Origin of the sequence: Variovorax sp. OAS795 (genome assembly GCF_040546685.1) — a bacterium.
Lineage (GTDB): Bacteria > Pseudomonadota > Gammaproteobacteria > Burkholderiales > Burkholderiaceae_C > Variovorax.
The window spans coordinates 4030450-4050155 of sequence record NZ_JBEPOH010000001.1; the positions used below are offsets into that span (position 1 = coordinate 4030450).

Annotated in this window: 17 protein-coding genes; 7 read left to right on the forward strand and 10 right to left on the reverse strand. The window is 67.6% G+C overall.

The genetic code is table 11. From position 1 onward, the window contains the following. Positions 1-17 precede the first annotated feature (17 nt). The 4 genes from ABID97_RS19520 to ABID97_RS19535 all read left to right on the forward strand — a co-directional run bounded on the left by ABID97_RS19520 (position 18) and on the right by ABID97_RS19535 (position 3583). Complete coding sequence (locus tag ABID97_RS19520; RefSeq protein ID WP_354400131.1) at positions 18-293, forward strand: helix-turn-helix domain-containing protein; 276 nt, start codon at positions 18-20, stop codon at positions 291-293. Next, positions 283-1536 carry a type II toxin-antitoxin system HipA family toxin gene (locus tag ABID97_RS19525; RefSeq protein WP_354400133.1) on the forward strand — a complete coding sequence of 418 codons (1254 nt, stop codon included), beginning with the start codon at positions 283-285 and terminating at the stop codon, positions 1534-1536. The genes ABID97_RS19520 and ABID97_RS19525 overlap by 11 nt, the downstream gene beginning before the upstream one ends. A gap of 119 nt (positions 1537-1655) precedes the next feature. Then, the gene (locus tag ABID97_RS19530; protein WP_354400134.1) at positions 1656-2924 is read left to right on the forward strand and encodes a haloacid dehalogenase-like hydrolase; all 1269 of its coding nucleotides are present in this window, start codon (positions 1656-1658) and stop codon (positions 2922-2924) included. An 80-nt stretch (positions 2925-3004) separates the two neighbouring features. Further along, the gene (locus ABID97_RS19535) at positions 3005-3583 is read left to right on the forward strand and encodes a peroxidase-related enzyme (protein WP_354400135.1); all 579 of its coding nucleotides are present in this window, start codon (positions 3005-3007) and stop codon (positions 3581-3583) included. Between the two features lie 12 nt (positions 3584-3595). On the opposite strand, the gene ABID97_RS19540 is transcribed toward ABID97_RS19535, so the two are convergent. From ABID97_RS19540 to ABID97_RS19550, 3 genes are read right to left on the reverse strand one after another with little or no spacing between them, the layout of a single operon-like run. Beyond that, the gene (locus ABID97_RS19540) at positions 3596-5347 is read right to left on the reverse strand and encodes a phosphoethanolamine transferase (protein WP_354400136.1); all 1752 of its coding nucleotides are present in this window, start codon (positions 5345-5347) and stop codon (positions 3596-3598) included. 57 nt (positions 5348-5404) lie between these two features. Beyond that, positions 5405-5974: a phosphatase PAP2 family protein gene (locus tag ABID97_RS19545; protein WP_354400137.1), complete on the reverse strand. Its 570-nt coding sequence runs from the start codon at positions 5972-5974 to the stop codon at positions 5405-5407. Then, positions 5961-6686, reverse strand: a complete 726-nt coding sequence (locus ABID97_RS19550; RefSeq protein ID WP_503012783.1) for a phosphatase PAP2 family protein — start codon at positions 6684-6686, stop codon at positions 5961-5963. Before ABID97_RS19550 ends, ABID97_RS19545 begins: the two co-directional genes overlap by 14 nt. Before the next feature lie 156 nt (positions 6687-6842). On the opposite strand from ABID97_RS19550, the gene ABID97_RS19555 reads away from it, so the two are divergent. Together ABID97_RS19555 and ABID97_RS19560 are read left to right on the forward strand one after the other, a co-directional pair. After that, entirely contained in the window at positions 6843-7517 is a 675-nt protein-coding gene (locus ABID97_RS19555) for a response regulator (RefSeq protein WP_354400140.1), read from the forward strand. Further along, complete coding sequence (locus tag ABID97_RS19560) at positions 7514-8872, forward strand: sensor histidine kinase (protein WP_354400141.1); 1359 nt, start codon at positions 7514-7516, stop codon at positions 8870-8872. The genes ABID97_RS19555 and ABID97_RS19560 overlap by 4 nt, the downstream gene beginning before the upstream one ends. Before the next feature lie 31 nt (positions 8873-8903). Here the strand turns inward: ABID97_RS19560 and ABID97_RS19565 are convergent, their stop codons facing one another. Together ABID97_RS19565 and ABID97_RS19570 are read right to left on the reverse strand one after the other, a co-directional pair. Next, entirely contained in the window at positions 8904-9326 is a 423-nt protein-coding gene (locus tag ABID97_RS19565) for an acyl-CoA thioesterase (RefSeq protein WP_354400142.1), read from the reverse strand. A 25-nt stretch (positions 9327-9351) separates the two neighbouring features. After that, positions 9352-10134, reverse strand: a complete 783-nt coding sequence (locus tag ABID97_RS19570; RefSeq protein ID WP_354400144.1) for an SDR family oxidoreductase — start codon at positions 10132-10134, stop codon at positions 9352-9354. Positions 10135-10249: 115 nt separating this feature from the next. On the opposite strand from ABID97_RS19570, the gene ABID97_RS19575 reads away from it, so the two are divergent. Further along, positions 10250-11947: an electron transfer flavoprotein-ubiquinone oxidoreductase gene (locus tag ABID97_RS19575; protein ID WP_354400145.1), complete on the forward strand. Its 1698-nt coding sequence runs from the start codon at positions 10250-10252 to the stop codon at positions 11945-11947. 122 nt (positions 11948-12069) lie between these two features. On the opposite strand, the gene ABID97_RS19580 is transcribed toward ABID97_RS19575, so the two are convergent. The 5 genes from ABID97_RS19580 to ABID97_RS19600 form a co-directional block, all read right to left on the reverse strand. Beyond that, positions 12070-15717, reverse strand: a complete 3648-nt coding sequence (locus ABID97_RS19580) for a hydantoinase B/oxoprolinase family protein (protein ID WP_354400146.1) — start codon at positions 15715-15717, stop codon at positions 12070-12072. A 68-nt stretch (positions 15718-15785) separates the two neighbouring features. Further along, positions 15786-16748 carry a TRAP transporter substrate-binding protein gene (locus ABID97_RS19585; RefSeq protein WP_354400148.1) on the reverse strand — a complete coding sequence of 321 codons (963 nt, stop codon included), beginning with the start codon at positions 16746-16748 and terminating at the stop codon, positions 15786-15788. 41 nt (positions 16749-16789) lie between these two features. Further along, entirely contained in the window at positions 16790-18088 is a 1299-nt protein-coding gene (locus ABID97_RS19590; RefSeq protein WP_354400149.1) for a TRAP transporter large permease, read from the reverse strand. 22 nt (positions 18089-18110) lie between these two features. After that, positions 18111-18620 carry a TRAP transporter small permease gene (locus tag ABID97_RS19595; RefSeq protein WP_354400150.1) on the reverse strand — a complete coding sequence of 170 codons (510 nt, stop codon included), beginning with the start codon at positions 18618-18620 and terminating at the stop codon, positions 18111-18113. 80 nt (positions 18621-18700) lie between these two features. Further along, a complete protein-coding gene (locus tag ABID97_RS19600) occupies positions 18701-19666 on the reverse strand; it encodes a TRAP transporter substrate-binding protein (protein WP_354400151.1) in 966 nt (321 codons plus the stop codon). Positions 19667-19706: the final 40 nt, after the last annotated feature.

The following is a 19706-nucleotide window of genomic DNA, read 5'->3' on the forward strand; positions in this document are numbered from 1 at the left end:
CGTTGAGAAATCTCGGCTTGCGCCTTCGTGCGCACCGCGTTCACCGCGGCTGGACGATCGCCGAGGCTGCCGAACGCCTGCTGTGCTCGCCGACCACCTTGCGATCGCTCGAATCGGGCGGGCCCGGCACCAGCATCGGCTTGCTGGCCCACGCACTGTGGCTCTTCGGCGAGATCGATTCGCTCGACGCCTTGGCGCCCGCACCCGCGGGCCTTGCGGCCGGACGCCGCGTCCGCAGGTCCGCTGCCCGGCCTGCCGCCGGAGTCATCGCGGAGGACGAACGTGAGTTCTGACGAAGCTCCGGACGAACGCCGCATCTATGTCGGTCTCGCGCGCCACACGGGCGATGAGGTGCAGCCCGCAGGCCTGATGAAGCTCGTTCGCCGCGGCGTTGTGGAGTCGGGCGAGTTCGCCTACGGCCGGCGCTACCTCGAAGATTCCGCGGCCATGCCGCTCAACCCCGGGCACCTGCCGCTGCGCGACGCCGCCTTCGTGCTTGCGCAGCGGCGCATCCGGGACGGCGGCGCCATGCCGCTCACGCTGCGCGACGGGCTGCCGGACAGCTGGGGCCGCAAGGTGCTCGAGATCCGCCATGGCAGGCCGCTGCCCGATATCGACGCGCTGCTGTTGACCAACGAGGACCGCATCGGCGCCATGGTCTTCGCCGAATCGCTGCCCATCCGGAGCGAGGAACCGCCCTCGATGCTCTGGTCGCTCGAGGAGCTCGCCGAAGCGTCCCATCGCGTCGAGGCCGGCATGGAGATCGGACCCGAGATGCACCAGCTCCTGCGGGGCGGCAGCCTGGGCGGCGCGCGCCCCAAGGCGGCGTTTGCGCACGAGGGCCGGCGCTTCATCGCCAAGTTCTCGTCGCGCGGCGACGACCACGATGTGGAGGTGATCGAGGCGGCGACCCTGTGGATGGCCAGCGCCTGCGGCATTCACGTGCCCGCGTTCCTGCTGCAGCCGCTGGCCTCCGGCCACGCCTTGCTGGTGGAGCGATTCGACCGGGTCGGCCCCGTCAGCGACGAGCAGCGCCTTCACTATCTCTCGGCGTCGGCACTGCTCGATGTGCCCTATGACTCCAGCGGCGGCAGCTATGTCGAGCTGGCGCAGCTGCTGCGGCGCATTTCGGGTCAGCCTCAGGAAGACCTGGCCGAACTGTTCCGCCGCCTGGTGTTCAACCTTGCCGTGGGCAACAGCGACGACCACGTCAAGAACCACGGCGCCTTGCGGCAGGCGGACGGGCGCTGGCGCCTGGCGCCGGCCTTCGACCTGGTCATGCAGCTGGGCGGCCACATGGGCTACCAGGAGCTCGCCATCTTGCCGGGGCAGCATGCATCGAGCCTCGAACTCGCACGCACGGCGGCGCCCCATTTCGGCTTGGCGGCCACAGAGGCGGACGAGATCATCCGCCGCATCGAAGAAACCGTTTCCGTGCAGGCTGCCGCCGGTGTCGAGGCGGCTGGGGGCAACCGTGCACTCGTGCGCCGGGTTGCGGCCTTCATCGAGCAGCAGTACGAGCGCATCCGTTCCTAGTCCGGGGCCGGTCCGGCTTGGCCGCGGCCTGGCATGGCTGATGCGTAGGTCCCTGTCGAAGTGTCACGGGCGTTCTCTACGCTCGGCTTTCCATCAACGTACACAACAACAGGAAACCCATGCAACGCCGCCTGCTTCTTCTCACGCCACTTGCTGCCGCGCTCACCGCCACGGGCTGCGCCAGCCTGGCGCCGTCTGCATCCACGACACTATCGCCCGGCCACTGGGACGCGTTCAACCGGGCACAGATCGAAGGCCTGGTCGCCAGCCTCGGCAAGGCGAGTCCGGGCTACAGCGCCGCGAAGCCGCCTTACGTGGTCTTCGACTGGGACAACACCAGCGTGTTCCTCGACATCGAGGAAGCCTCGCTGATCTACCAGCTCGAGAACCTGGTGTTCGGCGCCACGCCCGCGCAGCTCGAGGTGGCGCTACGCAAGAACATCCCGAAGAAGGACTTCCTGCCGGCCTACAACAACGCGGCGGGCAAGGCCGTGAACATCGATCTCCTGGTGCCCGACATCGTGGCCAGCTACACCTGGCTCTACCAGAACTACAGCGGCCTCAAGGGCAGCCAGCCGTTGGCCGCGGTGAAGCTGAACCCGCACTACATCGCCTTCACCACCAAGGTGCGTTACCTCTACGAAGCGATCGGCGATACCTTCGACCACGACACGGCCTACCCCTGGGTGACCTACCTCTTTGTCGGCATGACCGAACCGCAGGTCCGCAAGCTCACGGCCGAGACGGTGGCGTGGCAGCTGAAGGAACCCGTCGCCAAGGTCAAGTGGACCTCGCCGGCCGCGCTGCCGGGGCAGGCGGGCGTGGTGTCGGTCAGCTGGAAGAACGGCCTCCGGCTGCAGCCGGAGATGCAGGAGCTGTATGCCGTCTTTCGCAACGCGGGTTTCGACGTGTGGGTGTGCTCGGCCTCCTTCGTCGACGTGATCAAGGAGATCTCGTCGAACCCCGCGTTCGGCTACGACAACCCGGCCGAGCGCGTGCTGGCCATGGAACTGGAGCGGGATGCCAACGGCGTGATCCAGCCCGAGTACCGGCGCGGCTACGACCAGACGCAGGGCCCCGGCAAGACCCGGAACATCCAGCGCTTCCTGGTGAGCAAGTATGGCTACGGCCCCAGCTTCATCGCCGGCGACAGCGAGGGCGACCAGAACATGATGGCCGACTTCGCCGACACGAAGAAGGTGTTGATCGTGAACCGGCTGCGCGACCCGAAGACCGACATCGGCAGGTTCTCGGCGATGGCGGTGCAGAACTACGGCAAGCCCGACACGCGCTACCTGCTGCAGGGCCGCGACGACAACCTCGGCCAGTGGGTGACGTCGCAATTGCATACCCCGCTGGGTGCGGCACAGGGCAAGGCCCTCAAGTAGGCGCAGAAGCCCCGGTGCGGCGCGACGGGGCGGCGCTTGCCTATGATCGATTCCTGGCAATCCAACCAGGAGACGAAAAAATGGCCGACCGCTACCCTCTTGCCGAACTCGAAGAACTGCCCGAAGACATCCGCACCGCCATTCTTGCGGTGCAGGAAAAGGCCGGCTTCGTGCCCAATGTGTTCCTTGCGCTGGCGCGACGCCCGGCCGAGTGGCGCGCCTTCTTCGCCTACCACGACGCGCTGATGCTCAAGGAGGAAGGCTCGCTCACCAAGGGCGACCGCGAGATGATCGTCACCACCACCAGCGCGGCCAACCAGTGCCTCTATTGCGTGGTGGCGCACGGCGCGCTGCTGCGCATCTACGAGAAGAAGCCGCTGGTGGCCGACCAGGTGGCGGTGAACTACCGCAAGGCCGACATCACGCCGCGCCAGCGCGCGATGCTCGACTTTGCGATGAAGGTCTGCGATCGCTCGCACGAGGTCGAGGACGCGGACTTCGGCGCGCTGCACGCCCACGGCTTCGACGACGAGGACATCTGGGACATCGCCGCGATCACCGCCTTCTTCGGCCTCAGCAACCGGCTTGCGAGCTTCAGCGGCATGCAGCCGAACCCCGAGTTCTTCCTGATGGGACGGTTGCCCCGCGAGAAGAAGTAGCAGGCCGCGCCCTCAGGCCTTGTTGCGGCAGGACGCGAGCGCATCCAGGGCTGGCTTGTAGGTGGCGTTGCCCACGTCCATCAGCCCCAGCACGGTGTGAAAGAGGTTGTCGTGCGTGAGCGGCGTATCGAGCCCCGCTTCCATGCAGGGGCGCGAAAGCTTGCGGCGCTGGCTCATGCCGTCGCTGAACCAGGTGACCATGGGCACGTGCTTCTGCGCCTCGGGCGCAAAGCTGTAGGGCACGCCGTGCAGGAACAGGCCGTACTCGCCGAGCGATTCGCCATGGTCGCTCACGTAGAGCAAGGCGGGGTCATAGCGGCCCGACTGCGCCTTGAGCCAGTCGATGGTCCGTGCCAGGAAACGGTCGGTCTGGGCGATCGAGTTGTCATACACGTTCTGCAGCTCCGCGTGGCCGCACTCGGCCAGCGCGTTGGTCTTGCACTCGGGCAGAAAGCGCTTCACGTCCGGTGCGGAACGCTTGTAGTAGGCCGGCCCGTGGCTGCCCATCTGGTGCATGACCAGCACCACGCCCTTGGCGCGGCGCTCGGCCGGCAGGGCCGCAATGCGCTCGTCGAGGCCCTGGAGCATCACGTCGTCCAGGCATTCCTCGCCGTCGCACAGCGCGCTCTTCTGCGCCGGTGAAAGCGAGTCGAACGCGGAGGCGTTGGGAACGCGCGTGCAGACGTCCTTGCAACCGGCCTGATTGTCGAGCCACAGCACGGCAAGCCCCGCGGCCTGCAGCACGTCGACCAGGTTCTCGTAGTCGTCCTTGCGCGATTCGTAGCCCTCTTTGCCGAGCGGCGAGAACATGCACGGCACGGAGGCCAGCGTGTTGGTGCCGCATGAATGCACGTCGCGATAGCTCAGCACGCCGCGCGCGGCGAGCTCCGGCGTGGTGTCGCGCGCATAGCCGTTCAGGCCGAAGTGGTCGGCCCGGGCCGTCTCGCCCACCACCATGACGAACATCGGCGGACGCGCCTGGCCCGCGTAGCTCACGCCCAGCGTCGTACCGGCGGTGATCGGAATCAGCTTGCGGCTGCGCTTGAACATCGGCTTGATGAGCACCGAGCCGGCCGAATACAGGCTGGCCACCGGATTCATCATGTAGCGCAGGTGGATGTTGTTGCGCATCAGCGGCGCCAGCTGCCGGTTCATCGACACCGCGGCGACCAGCGCCAGCGCCGCCGCCAGCAAGAGCAGCGCCGCATTGCGCCAGAGCTTGGAGACGAAGCGCATCGGCACGATGCGTGCGCGCCAGAGCGCCAGGCCCGGCAGCACCGCCACCAGCAGCACATGGAAAGCCATGCGCCAGCTCATGAGGTCGCGCGCCTCGTTCGGGTCGGTCTGCAGCACGTTGGCGATCATGGTCGGGTCCATGACCACGCGATACTCGAGCATGTAGTGCTGCACGAATGCGGCGAGAAGCACCACCGCGAACCACAGCGGCTTCATCCAGCGCGACCAGGCGGTGAAGGACAGCAGCGCGACGGTGGCGCACACCATGAGCACCCCCATGGCGGCGATGGTGGGCAGGTAGGTGCTGGGGGCGCCGCCGATGCGCGCGAGCTCGTTCCACAGGGGCCAGTTGGCGGCCACGGCCAGGTAGACGGCCAGCCAGACGACGAGCTTTTGCGCGGAACGCGGCCGCGCGAGCCATAGATCGAAGCGCACCCAGAGAGCACGCGCAGGCGCCAGGTGAGACGACCCGGCACCCGCCGGCCCGATGCGCCGCACGGGGGCGGGTTCGATTCGCGAAAAAGACATCCGTCAACTGTAGGAAGCGCAACTGAAGGAAGCCTGAATTGCGCGTTCAGCCGGCGTTCAGGCTCGTGCCCTCCTGGCCCGCAGCCTGGGCCGCATGTAGGCCCTGAGCGCCAGGTTCAGCGGCCGGCTGACGCGGCGCTCCACGGCGATCGACACCAGGGCGCCGAGCATGGCGCCGACCACCACGTCGAACGGGAAGTGCAGCCCCAGGAAGATGCGGCTCCATCCGACCACCGCGGCCAGCACCAGCGCCGCGCGCATGGGCGCGCGCCAGGGCAGGCACCAGAGCGAGAACGCCGCCGCGTAGGTGCAGGCGGCATGCAGGCTGGGAAAGCCCGGCCGTGCGCCCTGCGGGGCCCACTGGATCCCCAACCCGTAGAACGCGGGCCGATGGAACGGCATGACCGAGCGAAACACGTTCACGAAGAGCCAGACGGCAAGCACGCTCACCAGCGCGGTGAAACACGCATAGCGCAGGCGGCGGTCGACGAGTGCGCCAAGGAGAATGGCCGCAGCCAGCAGGCCCGGCAGCACTTCGGAGGCAAAGCGCGCGAAATGAATGCTCCACGCCGGCGCCGAGGCGCTGGCGTTGATCAGTTCGAACAGCGCGGCATCAAGGGCCTGCATGCTGGACGGCGGGCTGGGCCGGCGGCAAATGGGAAACCCGGGGTGCGGCGGCCAGGTCGATGGCAAAGCCCACCACCCAGCAGATCCACGCCGTCCACAGCGTGTGGCTCATGTAGTGCGCACCCCGCAGCTGCTGCGAGAGCCCCAGCGCCAGGCCGGCGGCCAGTGCCACGCCGAGCCACACGAGCGCCGCGCGCGGCGCCACCCGGCGCAGCACGAAATAGCCGCCCACGTAGGCAAAGGCGGCGGAGGCATGGCCGGCCGGGAAGCACCCGCCCGGGCCGCCGTCATACACCTTCCACGCCCAGTGCGACACGTGGCTGGCCACGCCGCCGAACTCCTTGAGGTCCCACGGGCAGCTCGTGTGGCTCGCATGCTTGAGCACGCTGACCGCGATGACCGACAGCAGCACGGTGCAGGCCAGCTGCGCCCGCGCGCGAACCGGCAGCCGGCGCAGGATGCCCAGTGGCCAGCGGATGCCCGCGAACAGCGCGATGACGAGCAGCCAGCTCAGGTTCTTGGCGCTTTCATGCATCACATGGACCAGGAAAGGGTTCTCGCGCCAGGGGAATCCCACGGGCGTGCCCGCGAGGCGCGCCAGGGCGAGGTCGCCGCCGGTGGCGTCCCATCCCAGCAGGAGCAGCAAGGCCGAAAGAGTCAGCACTCCGAGGCGAAGATTCGAGACAGCCGGCAGATTCGGGACACGCGTCATGGGCAGGAAACAGGCAGGAAAAGCAAATCCGGGAACTCCGCAAGCCTACGTTCCCGGTCTGAACCGAGCCTGAAGCGGCCCTGAACGACAGCTGACCCCCCTGCCCATGCGGCGCGCGGCGCTAGACTCGGTTTTTTGCAAGAAAGAAGACCTCGCGTGCGCATATTGCTCGTCGAAGATGACAGTGCGTTGGCAGACGCCGTCTGCAGCTACCTGCTGGCGAAGGCCTTCGTGGTCGATGTGGCGTCCAGCCTGGCCGAAGCCCGGGGTGCGCTGCATTCGGTCCAATATGCCGCCGTGCTGCTCGACCTGCACTTGGGCGACGGCGACGGCCTGTCGCTGCTGCCGCAGGTGCGCGCACTGCGAGAGCCTCCCATCGTCATCGTGCTGACCGCGCGCGACCAGGTGACCGACCGCATCCGCGGACTCGATGCCGGCGCCGACGACTACCTCATCAAGCCCTACGACCCGGCCGAACTGCTGGCACGGCTGCGCGCGGTCGAGCGGCGGCGAAGCGCCGGCACGGCGCCGGTGCTGCAGCTCGGCACGCTGGAGATCGACCTCGCGCAGGACCGCGTGCGCAAGGACGGCAACCCGGTCGTCCTCACCCAGAAGGAATGGGCGCTGCTGCGTGTCATGGCCACGCGGCCCGAACGGATCCACACCCGCGAGAACCTGGCCGACGCGCTCTACGGCTTCGGCGACGAAGCCGACAGCAACACGCTCGAGGTGTTCATCAGCCGGCTGCGGCGCAAGCTGGGCAAGAGCCATATCCAGACACTGCGCGGCCTCGGCTATCGCCTGTCCACTTCGGCCGACGACGACGAATGAGCGCCTTCGTCGCCAAGCAGACCGGCCCCGACACGCTGGCCGGCCGCCTGACCCGCACGCTGATCGTCTGGGTCGGCGGCGTGTGGATGCTGTGCGTGCTGGCCGTGGTCTGGTATGTGGACCGCGAGATCAACCACAACTTCGACAACGAACTGGTCGAGGTGTCGCACCGCATGTTCGACATGGCGGTGCAGGAACTCGACAAGCTCCAGCCGCAGGGGGCCACGCCCGGCGCCCTGCCGATGGTCGCGCCCAAGCAGCTGTTCTCGGAAGACGCCGTCAACTACCAGATCGTCGACATCCACGAGCATGTGCTGCTGCGCTCGGCCGAAGCGCCCAACGCGGCCTTCGACGTGCCGCTGGCCGCGGGCTTCGCCAACAACCAGACCTGGCGCGTCTATACCGTGCGGCATCCCGCGCGCGGCCTGTACTTCCAGGTGGCCGATCCGCTGGACGAACGGCGCACCGCGCTGAACCGGACGCTGTACGGCCTGATCATTCCGCTGGGCGCCGTGCTGCCGCTGCTGGCGCTCGTGCTGCGCAACGTGGCGCGCGCCGAACTGCGCGTGCTGCAGGAGCTCGCGGGCGAGATCGAGAAACGCAGCGGCGCCGACCTGCGGCCCATCACGCTGCCCGGCCTGCCGCGCGAGCTGCGATCCGTGGGCGACCACGTCAACAGCCTGCTGGAGCGCCTGTCGCAGTCGCTGGACGTCGAGCGCGCGCTGGCCGCCAATGCGGCGCACGAACTGCGAACCCCGCTGGCGGCCGCGCGGCTGCGGCTGCAGACGGCGCTCGAGCACGACCTGCAGCGCAACGATGTGCAGGCTGCGCTCGACGCGCTGCAGATCCTGAGCCACCGCACCGAAAAGCTGCTGCAGCTCTCGCGCGCCGAATCGGGCGCCTCGCTCGCGCGCTCGCGGGTCGACCTGGTGCAACTCGCGGGCGCGGTGGTGCAGGAATTCTGGAAAGACCCGCAGATCAGCGAGCGCCTCGCGCTCAAGGTGCCCGACGCCATCGCGCCCGTGGCCTCGGGCGACGTCGATGCGCTGGCCATCGCGCTGCGCAACCTGGTGGAAAACGCCCTGCGCTATGGCGGGAGCGGCCGCGTGGTGATCGAGGTGATGGCGGCCTGCACGCTCGCGGTGCGCGACTTCGGCCCGGGCGTCAGCGCAGAGCAGCTCGCCACGCTGCAGCAGCGCCATGTGCGGCACAGCTCCGATCGCGCAGGCTACGGCCTGGGTTTGTCCATCGTGGGCACCATCGTCGAGAAACACGGCGCGAAGCTCGAACTGGCATCGCCCCCGGCAGGGGCCGCCAGCGGGTTCGAGGCGCGCATCGTGCTGCGGCCGGCCTGAGGCGCCGCGCCAGGGACGAGGCGCGGGCCGCTCAGTCGCTCACGACCGCGCGCAGCCAGTCCGGCAACGGCAGCGCCTTCTGCTTCGGAAAATCGACCCAGATCGTGGTCGCACCGCCCGCCGCGCAGATCACCTCGGGCGCTTCGGCGCGCGCCATGGTGGCCCAGCTTTCGAACGTGGTGCGGGCCGGGTCGCTCACGTACATCTTGAGCAGCACGTCGCCGGGATACTCGATCTGGCGGTAGAAGTTGCAGAAGGCATTGACGATCACCATGCCTTCGCCGCCCGGCGCGGGCTCGATGCCGAGCGACCGGATCCAGTCGATGCGCGCGGTTTCCAGGTAGCGAAAGTAAGTGCCGTTGTTCAGGTGGCCCATGGCGTCCATGTCGCCCCAGCGTATGGGGATGGACATCTCGAAGACGAACTTCTTCTTCTCGGGAATTTCGATTCTCATCGGTCGGTCTTGTGCAATGGGCAGGTCAGAGCGCGAAGCCGTCGTCCGCGGCAATCACGGCACCGTTCACGAAATGGCTCTGGCCACTGGCCAGCAGCACGATCAGGCCATCGAGGTCCTCGGGCTGGCCCACGCGCTTGCGCGGCAGCATGTTCACGAGCTTGGCGCCGCCTTCGGAAAGCCAATGGTCCTGGTTGAGCTCGGTCGAGATGTAGCCGGGGCACAGCGCGTTCACGTTGATGCCGTGGCGGCCCCATTCGAGCGCCATCGCCTTGGTCATCTGCACCACCGCGGCCTTGCTCATGCAGTAGGTGCCGATCTGCGGCAGCACCTTGAGCGCCGCCACGGATGCGATGTTGATGATGCGCCCGCCGATGTAGGTGCCCGGCGCCGAACCGCTGGCGCGCGCCAGCATGCGCTTGCCCACCTCCTGCGCCACGAAGAACGAGCCCTTGACGTTGGTGTCGAAGATGTAGTCGTAGTCGTCGGGCGTGACATCCGCGAGGCGCTGGGTGGTGCTCACGCCCGAGTTGTTGACCAGGATGTCGATCGGGCCGACCTCGGTCTCGGCGCGCGCCACCGCGGCCTTGATGCTGCCGATGTCGGTGACGTCGAGCTCGACGGCATGCGCGTCGCCGCCCTCGCCCTCGATGCGCGCGCGCAGCTCCTTGAGCTTCTCGATCCGGCGGCTCGCCAGCACCACCGCGGTGCCGGCGCGCGCCAGCGTCTTGGCAAATTGCGCGCCCAGCCCGCTGGAAGCGCCGGTGACGAAGGCCACGCGGCCCGAAAGGTCGATGCTGTAAGCCATGGAAGGGGTCCTGTTGGGTCGTTTCCGAGTCGCCGAGGCGACGCCCGGCACTCCACATAAAATGTTTCGCGCCCTCGAAGCGTCCGAGCCTCAAATCATTATCGACGAGACCCACATGACCCACGACGAAATCCTCGCCCAGTTCGGCCCCCGCGAATCCATGGAATATGACGTGGTGGTCGTCGGCGGCGGCCCGGCCGGCCTCTCGACCGCCATCCGGCTCAAGCAGCTCGCGGCCCAGCACGAAAAGGAAATCTCGGTGGTGGTGCTCGAGAAGGGCTCCGAGCCCGGCGCGCACATCCTCTCGGGCGCAATCATGGACCCGCGCGCCCTCAACGAGCTGCTGCCCGACTGGAAGGAACAAGGCGCCCCGCTGAACCAGCCCGTGACCGACGACGCGATGGTGTTCCTGGGCGAAAAATCGGGCCTGCGCACGCCCAATGCCTTCCTGCCGGCCTGCTTCCAGAACCACGGCAACTACATCATCAGCCTCGGCGCCTTCACCAAGTGGCTCGCGCAGCAGGCCGAGAACCTGGGCGTCGAAATCTTCCCCGGCTTCCCGGCGGCCGAAGTGCTCTACAACGAGAACGGTTCGGTGCGCGGCGTCGCCACCGGCAACCTGGGCGTGGGCAAGGACGGCGAACCCACCGAGAACTTCCAGCTCGGCATGGAGCTCCTGGGCAAGTACACGGTGTTTGCCGAAGGCGCGCGCGGCCACCTCGGCCGGCAGCTCATCAGCCGCTTCAAGCTGGACGAAGGCAAGGACCCGCAGACCTACGGCCTCGGCGTGAAGGAAGTGTGGGAGATCGACCCCAAGCGCCACCAGCCCGGCTTCGTGCTGCACACCGCCGGCTGGCCGATGAACAGCGACACCTACGGCGGCGCCTTTCTCTATCACATGGAGGACAACAAGATCTCCATGGGCTTCATCACCGGGCTGGACTACAGCAACCCGTACCTGAGCCCGTTCGAGGAAATGCAGCGCTGGAAGCTGCACCCGAACATCCGCTGGTACCTGGAAGGCGACGAAGCCAAGGGCATCAAGCCGGCCAAGCGCATCGGCTACGGCGCGCGCGCCATCACGGCGGGCGGCCTGATGTCGCTGCCCAAGACGGTGTTCCCGGGCGGCGCGCTGGTCGGCTGCGAAGCGGGCTACCTGAACGTGAGCCGCATCAAGGGCAGCCACGCCGCGATCAAGACCGGCATGCTGGCCGCCGAAGCGGCGTTCGATGCACTGCAGGCCGGCCGCCAGCATGACGAGCTCACGGCGTATCCGGCCGCCTTCGAGAAGAGCTGGCTCTACACGGAGCTGAACAAGGCCCGCAACTTCAAGGCGTGGTTCAAGAAGGGCCTGGGAATCGCGACCTTCATGAACGGCATCGAGCAATGGCTGCTCAAGGGCCACATTCCATGGACCCTGCACCGGAGCAAGCCGGACCACCTGTACCTCAAGCCGGCAGCGGAGTGCAAGCCCATCACGTACCCCAAGCCGGACGGCAAGCTCACTTTCGACCGCCTCTCGAGCGTGTTCATCAGCAACACCAACCACGAGGAACAGCAGCCGGCCCACCTGACGCTCAAGGATGCGTCGGTGCCGGTGAACATCAACCTGTCGAAGTTCGCGGGGCCCGAAAGCCGCTATTGCCCCGCCGGTGTCTACGAGTTCGTGGCCACCGAAGGCGGCAAGGAGCGCCTGCAGATCAATGCGCAGAATTGCGTGCATTGCAAGACTTGCGACATCAAGGACCCGACGCAGAACATCGTGTGGGTCACGCCTGAAGGGGGCGGCGGGCCTAACTACGTGGGGATGTAATTCGCGGTCTCTGCGCAGCGAAATAAAGGAGGCGGCCTGCGGCCCTAGGCCGCGCCGGGGGACATTCGCGGAGCAGAGCACGCCGTCGGCGGGATCGCGCCCCGCCCCACAGGACCCGACGCTCAGCCCTCGCCCCACCCTCCCCCACCAGGCGTCTCGATCACGAACACGTCCCCTGGCGCCATCTGCACCTGCCCGATGTGGTCCAGCGCCTCGACCGTCCCATCGGCCCGCTCGACACGGTTGACGCCCACGGCACCGGCCTCGCCACCCGCACCGCCGAACGCCCCGTAGAGTCGGCCATTGCTGAGGATCGATGCCGTCATCGGTGCCAGGAAGCGCACGCGCCGCACACCGCCGTCGCCGCCATGCCAACGCCCCGCCCCACCCGAACCGGTGCGCAGGCGATAACTGTCGAGCCGCACCGGGTAGCGGAACTCCAGCACCTCGGGGTCGGTCAGGCGCGAGTTGGTCATGTGGGTCTGGACCACGCTCGTACCGTCGAAGCCGGGGCCCGCGCCCGAGCCGCCCGAAATGGTTTCGTAGTACTGGTGCGCGCCGTCGCCGAAGGTGAAGTTGTTCATGGTGCACTGGCTGGCAGCCATCACGCCCAGCGCACCGTAGAGCGCATTGGTCACGCAGCTCGAGGTTTCGACATTGCCCGCCACCACCGCGGCCGGCGGCAACGGGTTGAGCATGCAGCCGTCGGGCACGATCACCTTGATCGGCTTCAGGCAGCCCGCATTGAGCGGAATGTCGTCGTCCACCAGCGTGCGGAACACGTAGAGCACGGCCGCCATGGTGATGGCGCGCGGGGCGTTGAAGTTGTTGGGCAGCTGCGCGCTGGTGCCGGTGAAATCGACCGTGGCCGAGCGCGCCACCGGATCGACCTCGACCCGCACGCGGATCTGCGCGCCGTTGTCCAGCGGCAGCGTGAACTCGCCGTTCTTGAGCGCCGTGATCACGCGGCGCACCGACTCCTCGGCGTTGTCCTGCACGTGGCCCATGTAGGCAGCCACCGTCTCGCGGCCGAACTGCGCGACCATGGCCTGCAGCTCCTGCACGCCCTTCTCGTTGGCGGCGATCTGCGCGCGCAGGTCGGCCAGGTTCTGCTCGATGTTGCGCGACGGGTGCGCCCCGCCGCCCAGCAGTGCGCGCAGCTCGGCTTCGCGCAGGCGGCCGCCCTCCACGAGCTTGAAGTTGTCGATCAGCACGCCTTCGTCGCCGATGGTGCTGGAGAACGGCGGCATCGAGCCCGGCGTGATGCCGCCGACATCGGCATGGTGGCCGCGCGAAGCCACGTAGAACGAAGGCCGTGCATCGCGCGCCTCGAGGTACACCGGCGTCACCACCGTGATGTCGGGCAGGTGCGTGCCGCCGTGGTAGGGGTCGTTCAGCACGAAGACGTCGCCGGGCTTCATGCCGGGGTTGCCGTCGATCACGGTCTTGATCGATTCGCTCATCGAGCCCAGGTGCACCGGCATGTGCGGCGCATTGGCGATCAGGTTGCCCTGCACGTCGAACAGCGCGCAGGAAAAGTCGAGCCGCTCCTTGATGTTGACCGAGTAGGCCGTGTTCTGCAGGCGCAGGCCCATCTGCTCGGCAATGTTCATGAAGAGGTTGTTGAACACCTCGAGCATCACCGGGTCGGCGCTCGTGCCCATGGCCTGCGTGGCGACGCGCGGGCGCACGCGGTGCAGCTCGATGCCGGTGGCGGTGGTGCGGGCCTGCCAGCCGGGCTCGATCACCGTGGTGGCGTTGCGGCCCGCAAGGATGGCGGGGCCGTCGACCGCGGCGCCCGGCCGGAGGGCCGCTTCGTCGAACAGCGCGGCATGGCGCCAGCCGGCGGCTTCTTCGTCGGCCTCGCAGTACATGCGCACCCGGGCCAGCGGCTCGGGCGCATGGGGAACGGTATCGGCCGGCGCGGCCGGCGGTGCGGCGCGCTCGCCGGCGCCCACGGCTTCGACCGTGACCGCTTCGAGCACGAGTTGGCGATCGGCCATCAGGAAGGCGAAGCGGCGGCGGTAGGCGTTTTCGAACTCGCCGCGCATCGCGGCGATCGCCTCGTCGGCCGAGCCCTCCATGGGGAGCGTGCAAGCCAGCGCGGTATCGGTTCCTTCGTAGCGAAGCTGCACGCGGTACACCGCGGCGATGACCGCATCCGCCACGCCCTGCTCGCGCAGTTCTCCCTTGGCCTCTGCCGCGAGCGCGTCCGCGGCCTTGCGCGCGCCAGCCAGCCCGGCCCCGTCGAGCCTGCGTTCCAGCGCCAGTTCGCGCATGGCCAGCTGGTCGGCCAACCCCATGCCGAAGGCCGAGAGCACGCCCGCGAGTGGATGCAGGTAGACGCTGCGCATGCCCAGTGCATCGGCCACCAGGCAGGCGTGCTGCCCGCCCGCGCCGCCGAAGCACTGCAGCGTGTACTGTGTGACGTCGTAGCCGCGCGCCACCGAAATGCGCTTGACCGCATTGGCCATGCTGGCCACCGCGATGCGCAGCGCGCCGCTCGCAACTTCTTCAGCGCTCACAGCGCGGCCCGTGGCCTCCGACATGCGCTGCGCCATGGCTTCGAAGCCCCGCCGCGCAGCAGCCAGGTCGAGCGGTTCGTCGCCGTCGGGGCCGAAGACAGGGGGAAAGTACGAGGGCTGGATCTTGCCGAGCAGCACGTTCGCATCGGTGGTGGTGAGCGGACCGCCGCGCCGGTAGCTGGCTGGGCCCGGGTTGGCGCCGGCCGACTCCGGCCCGACACGCAGCCGCGCGCCGTCGAATGCGATGACCGATCCGCCGCCCGCCGCCACCGTGTGGATGCTCATCATCGGCGCGCGCATGCGCACGCCGGCCACCTGGGTTTCGAACGAGCGCTCGAACTCGCCGGCGTAGTGCGACACGTCGGTCGAGGTGCCGCCCATGTCGAAGCCGATCACGCGCGCATGGCCGGCATCGAGCGCGGTGCGCACCATGCCGACGATGCCGCCCGCCGGTCCCGAGAGAATCGCGTCCTTGCCCTGGAAGCGGTCGGCCTGCGTGAGCCCGCCCGAACTCTGCATGAAGAACAGCGGCACGCCCGGCATCTGCCGCGACACCTGCTCTACATAGCGCCGAAGGATCGGGCTCAGGTAGGCGTCGACCACGGTGGTGTCGCCGCGCGGCACCAGCTTCATGAGCGGACTTGTCTTGTGCGACACCGACACCTGCGTGAAGCCGATGGCGCGTGCGATGCGTTCGGCCGCAAGCTCGTGCGCGGTGTAGCGCCAGCCGTGCATGAAGACGATGGCGCATGCGCGCAGGCCCGCATCGAAGGCCTCTTGCAGCGCGGCGCGCAAGGCGCCCTCGTCCAGCGCCTGCACCACGCCGCCGTGCGCATCCATGCGCTCGTCGGCCTCGATCACGCGCTGGTAGAGCAGCTCGGGCAGCACGATGCGGCGGTCGAACAGCCGCGGCCGCGCCTGCGTGGCGATGCGCAACGCATCGCGAAAACCAGTGGTGGTGACCAGCACCGTGGGTTCGCCCTTGCGCTCCAGCAGCGCGTTGGTGGCCACCGTGGTGCCCATCTTCACGCATTCGACGCGCTCGGGAGTGACGGGCTCGCCGGGCGCGAGCTTCAGCAGGCGGCGGATGCCCTCGACGGCGGCGTCCTTGTACTGCTCGGGGTTCTCGGACAGCAGCTTGAGCGTGTGCAGCCGGCCCTGGGGGTCACGGCCGACCAGGTCGGTGAACGTGCCGCCGCGGTCGATCCAGAATTGCCAGCGCGGCGGAGAGATGTTGTCTTTCATGGTGTATCAGTTCTGGTTTGATTGAATATCGCCTGCTCCGCACGTGCGGAGCGGCACCTGGAAGTAAGTCAGCGCTGGAAGTAATACGGCACGAAGATGCTGTTGGCCTCGTTGCCGACGGAGCGCACCCATTCGCGCGAGAAGCGCTCGCCGTATCGCTTCAGTTCAGCGTCGAAGCTGGACGGGACGCGGTCCACCTGCATGCCCTCGGCCTTGAGCTTCCGGGTGGCGCTGTCGGCCTCTTCCTGGCTCTTTGCCCAGCCGCGCAGCTCGGCCTCGCCTGCAGCGGTCAGCACGGCTTGCCGCGCCGCGGGCGGCAGCGCATCGAAGGCCTTCAGGTTGACGAACACGATGTTCTTCGGGAACCAGGCATTGATCTCGTGATAGTGGCGGAACTGCCCCCAGACCTGGTTCTCCACCCCGGTCACGGCCGAGGTGATCATGCTGTCGAGCTGGCCCGCGGCCAATGCCTTCCTGACGTCCACCATCGGCACGTCCACGGGCGTGGCGCCCATCATCTCTGCGATGCGCACGGTGGCCTGGTTGTAGGTGCGCATGCGCGTGCCCTTGAAGTCGGCCGCCGATCGCACCGGCGCGACCGTGTACAGGCCCTGGGGCGGCCAGGGCACAGCGTAAAGGGCCTTCAGTCCCCGCGCCGCGAAGTGCTTGTCGATCAGGGGCCGCTGCAGGTCCCACAGCCGCCTTGCGTCGGCATAGTTGCCCACCACGAAGGGAATGGCGTCGGCACCGGCAATGGGAATGGCTTCGACCAGGCTGCTCATGATGGTCTCGCCCGCCTGCACCTGCCCTGTCTGCACCGCCTCGCGGATGTCGGCCAGCTTGAACAGTGTGTTGTTGGGTCGGACCTCGATGCGCAGCGCCCCCGCCGTGGTCCGCTCGATCTCCGCGGCGAACCACGCGATGTTCTGCGTGTGGAAGGACTCGGCGCGGTAGCCGGTGGCCAGCTGCCACTTGGTCTCGGCCTGCGCCGAAGCAGCCGCAAGCAACAGGGCGAGCAACAGGTGCTTCATGGGAAATCTCCTGCGTGGACGCAAACGGTCGTTCCCGGGCCTCAGCCCTGCATGCGGCGCGGCAGCCACAGCACGATCTCGGGGAAGAAGTAGGTCGCGATCACGGCCGCGATCATCAGGAAGAACAGCGGCATCGCGGTGCGTGCGATCCAGGTCACCTCGCGCTTGGTCATGCCCTGCAGCACGAACAGGTTGAAGCCCACGGGGGGCGTGATCTGCGCCATCTCGACCACCAGCACGATGAAGATGCCGAACCAGATCAGGTCGAAGCCCGCGGCCTCCACGGTGGGCAGCAGCACCGCGATCGTCAGCACCACCATCGAGATGCCGTCGAGGAAGCAGCCGAGGATGATGAAGAAGACGATCAGCAGCAGCATCAGGTTGAACGGCGCCAGGTGCAGCGCGCCAATGAACTCCGCCAGGTGCCGCGGCAGGCCGATGAAGCCCATGGCCAGCGTGAGGAACGCTGCCCCCGCGAGGATCAGGCCGATCATGCAGTAGACGCGGCAGGCGGCGACCAGCCCGTCCTTGAAGCGCGCCCAGTCGAGGGACCCTTCGATCTTCGCCAGCACCAGCGCACCGCCGACACCCAGCGCGGCGGCTTCGGTGGCGGTCGCGATCCCGCTGTAGATGCCGCCAAGCACCAGCGCGATCAGCGACACCACGGGAATCAGGTGGCGCGAGGCATACAGCTTCTGCTTGAAAGTCATCGCCGCGTCGGCGGCAGGCACCTTGTCCTTGTTGAACAGGGCCCACACGATGATGTAGCCCATGAACAGCGCCGCCAGCATCAGGCCGGGAATCACACCGGCCAGGAACAGCTTGGCGATCGACACGTTGGCCGCCACGCCGTAGACGATCATGATGATCGAAGGCGGTATCAGCAGGCCCAGCGTGCCCGCACCGGCCAGCGTGCCGACCGAGATGTCGTCAGGGTAGCCACGCTTCTTGAGCTCGGGCAGCGTGATCTTGCCGATGGTGGCGCAGGTGGCCGCGCTGGAGCCCGAAATGGCCGCGAAGATGGTGCAGCCGACCACGTTGGTGTGCAGCAGGCGGCCCGGCAGCCGGTCAAGCCAGGGCGCGAGGCCCTTGAACATGTCGTCGGAGAGCTTGCTGCGGAACAGGATCTCGCCCATCCACAGGAAGAGCGGCAAGGCGGTGAGCGTCCAGCTCGACGTGGAGCCCCAGATGGTGAGCATCATGCTGTCACCCACCGGCCGCTGGGTGAACACCTCCATGCCGACCAGCGCCACCGCCAGCAGCGACAGGCCGATCCACAGGCCCGAGCCCAGTACCGCGAACAGCAGCACGATGAGGGCAAATGCAATAACGAGGTCCATTTTTTGTCTCTTTGGTTCTTGTTTACTCGACGTGGGCCGTTTCGTCGGTGGCCTTGATGAAGCTCTCGCCGCGCCCGCGCTGCAGCAGCGCATGGCCGAAGGACAGCGCGAATCCGATGCAGCCCAGGGCCATGCTGATCTGCGGAATCCACAGCGGTGAGGCATCGGCGGATGGCGAGATGTCATGGGTCATGTAGGACACCCAGACCAGCCGGCCCGCATACCAGGCGATGTACGCCGAGAGCCCGAAGGCCGCGGCCAGGCACCACCATTCGAGCGCGTTGCGCAGCCTGGGCGGCATGCGGTCCAGCAGCAGCGTCACACGGATGTGGTCGCCGTGCTGGAGCGTGGCCGGCAGCGCGAGGAACAGGGCCGCGGCAATGGCGTACCCGGCGTAGGCATCGAGGCCCTGGATATCCCAGTGGGCCTCGCGGGCCACCACGCCCAGCAGCACGGTGATGAACGCGGCCAGCATGGCCACGCAGGCCAGCGCCATCAGCAGTTTGTAGAAATTCAGAACGAGCTTGTCCACCGTACGCTCCTGGTTCGGGATCACAACGAAAAAAGGCGAAAAGGCAGCGGGAGCGACCGTCCCGCCGCCGGGGAGCGGACTTAAGGCTTGCGGTAGGCGTCGATCACGGCCTGGCCTTCGGGACCCGCGGTCTTGAGCCATTCGGCCGTCATGGTCTCGCCGATGGCGGCCAGTGCGGCCTTGATGCTGTCCGACGGCGCGGCGATCGTCATTCCCTTGGCGGCCAGTTCCTTGATGTACTCGCCGTCCGCTTTCTCGCTGGTGGCCCAGCCGCGGACCTCGGCCGCGGCGGCGGCTTTCAGCACGGCGTCCTGCGTCGGCTTGTCGAGCGCATCGAAAGCCTTCTGGCTCACCACCGTCGCATTGCGCGGCAGCCAGGCATTGACCGGATACAGATACTTCACTTGCTCGTACAGCTTGCTCTCCACGCCGCTGGCGCTCGAAGTGAGGAAGTTCTGCACCCCGCCGGTCGCCAGGGCCTGCCCCAGTTCGGCCAACTGGATGGTCACCGGCTGCGCCTTGAGCAATTGCGCGATGCGCGCCGTGGCGGGGTTGTAGGTGCGCATCTTGGTACCCACCAGATCGGCAGGGGTGTTGACGGCCTTGATCGAATACAGCGACTGCCCCGGCCATGGCACGGAGAACAGCAGCTTCATGCCCTGCGAGGCGAGCAGCTTGTCCTGCGCCGGCTTGGCAGCTTCGTACAGCCGCCTGGCCGCGGGATAGCTGGTGGCCAGGAAGGGGATGGAGTCGGCACCGAACAGTGGATTCTCGTTGGCCGCACCCGAAAGGATGAACTCGGCCACGGGCACCTGGCCGGTCTGCACCGCACGCTTGATCTCGTTGGCCTTGTAGAGCGAGGCGCCCGGATGCAGCGTGATCTTGAGCTTGCCGCCCGTGAGCTGGTCCACCTCGTTGGCGAACTGCTGCACGTTCTGGGTCTGGAAGCTGTTGGCGGCGTAGCCGGTGGGCAGGTCCCACTTGGTCTGGGCCGAGGCGACCCCGGCAAAGGCGACAGCGGAAAGGCAGAGCACGATGTTTTTCATTGGATGTACCTGTTGAAGATGCTGACGGGTTGAGGCAAGG

Bases quoted from the DNA above. Each gene is read 5' to 3' on its own strand.
- ABID97_RS19575 (WP_354400145.1), top strand. From the start codon at position 10,250: ATGACCCACGACGAAATCCTCGCCCAGTTCGGCCCCCGCGAATCCATG.
- ABID97_RS19585 (WP_354400148.1), bottom strand. From the start codon at position 16,748: ATGAAGCACCTGTTGCTCGCCCTGTTGCTTGCGGCTGCTTCGGCGCAG.
- ABID97_RS19550 (WP_503012783.1), bottom strand. From the start codon at position 6,686: ATGACGCGTGTCCCGAATCTGCCGGCTGTCTCGAATCTTCGCCTCGGA.
- ABID97_RS19570 (WP_354400144.1), bottom strand. From the start codon at position 10,134: ATGGCTTACAGCATCGACCTTTCGGGCCGCGTGGCCTTCGTCACCGGC.
- ABID97_RS19580 (WP_354400146.1), bottom strand. From the start codon at position 15,717: ATGAAAGACAACATCTCTCCGCCGCGCTGGCAATTCTGGATCGACCGC.
- ABID97_RS19540 (WP_354400136.1), bottom strand. From the start codon at position 5,347: ATGTCTTTTTCGCGAATCGAACCCGCCCCCGTGCGGCGCATCGGGCCG.
- ABID97_RS19565 (WP_354400142.1), bottom strand. From the start codon at position 9,326: ATGAGAATCGAAATTCCCGAGAAGAAGAAGTTCGTCTTCGAGATGTCC.
- ABID97_RS19590 (WP_354400149.1), bottom strand. From the start codon at position 18,088: ATGGACCTCGTTATTGCATTTGCCCTCATCGTGCTGCTGTTCGCGGTA.
- ABID97_RS19600 (WP_354400151.1), bottom strand. From the start codon at position 19,666: ATGAAAAACATCGTGCTCTGCCTTTCCGCTGTCGCCTTTGCCGGGGTC.
- ABID97_RS19535 (WP_354400135.1), top strand. From the start codon at position 3,005: ATGGCCGACCGCTACCCTCTTGCCGAACTCGAAGAACTGCCCGAAGAC.
- ABID97_RS19530 (WP_354400134.1), top strand. From the start codon at position 1,656: ATGCAACGCCGCCTGCTTCTTCTCACGCCACTTGCTGCCGCGCTCACC.
- ABID97_RS19545 (WP_354400137.1), bottom strand. From the start codon at position 5,974: ATGCAGGCCCTTGATGCCGCGCTGTTCGAACTGATCAACGCCAGCGCC.
- ABID97_RS19560 (WP_354400141.1), top strand. From the start codon at position 7,514: ATGAGCGCCTTCGTCGCCAAGCAGACCGGCCCCGACACGCTGGCCGGC.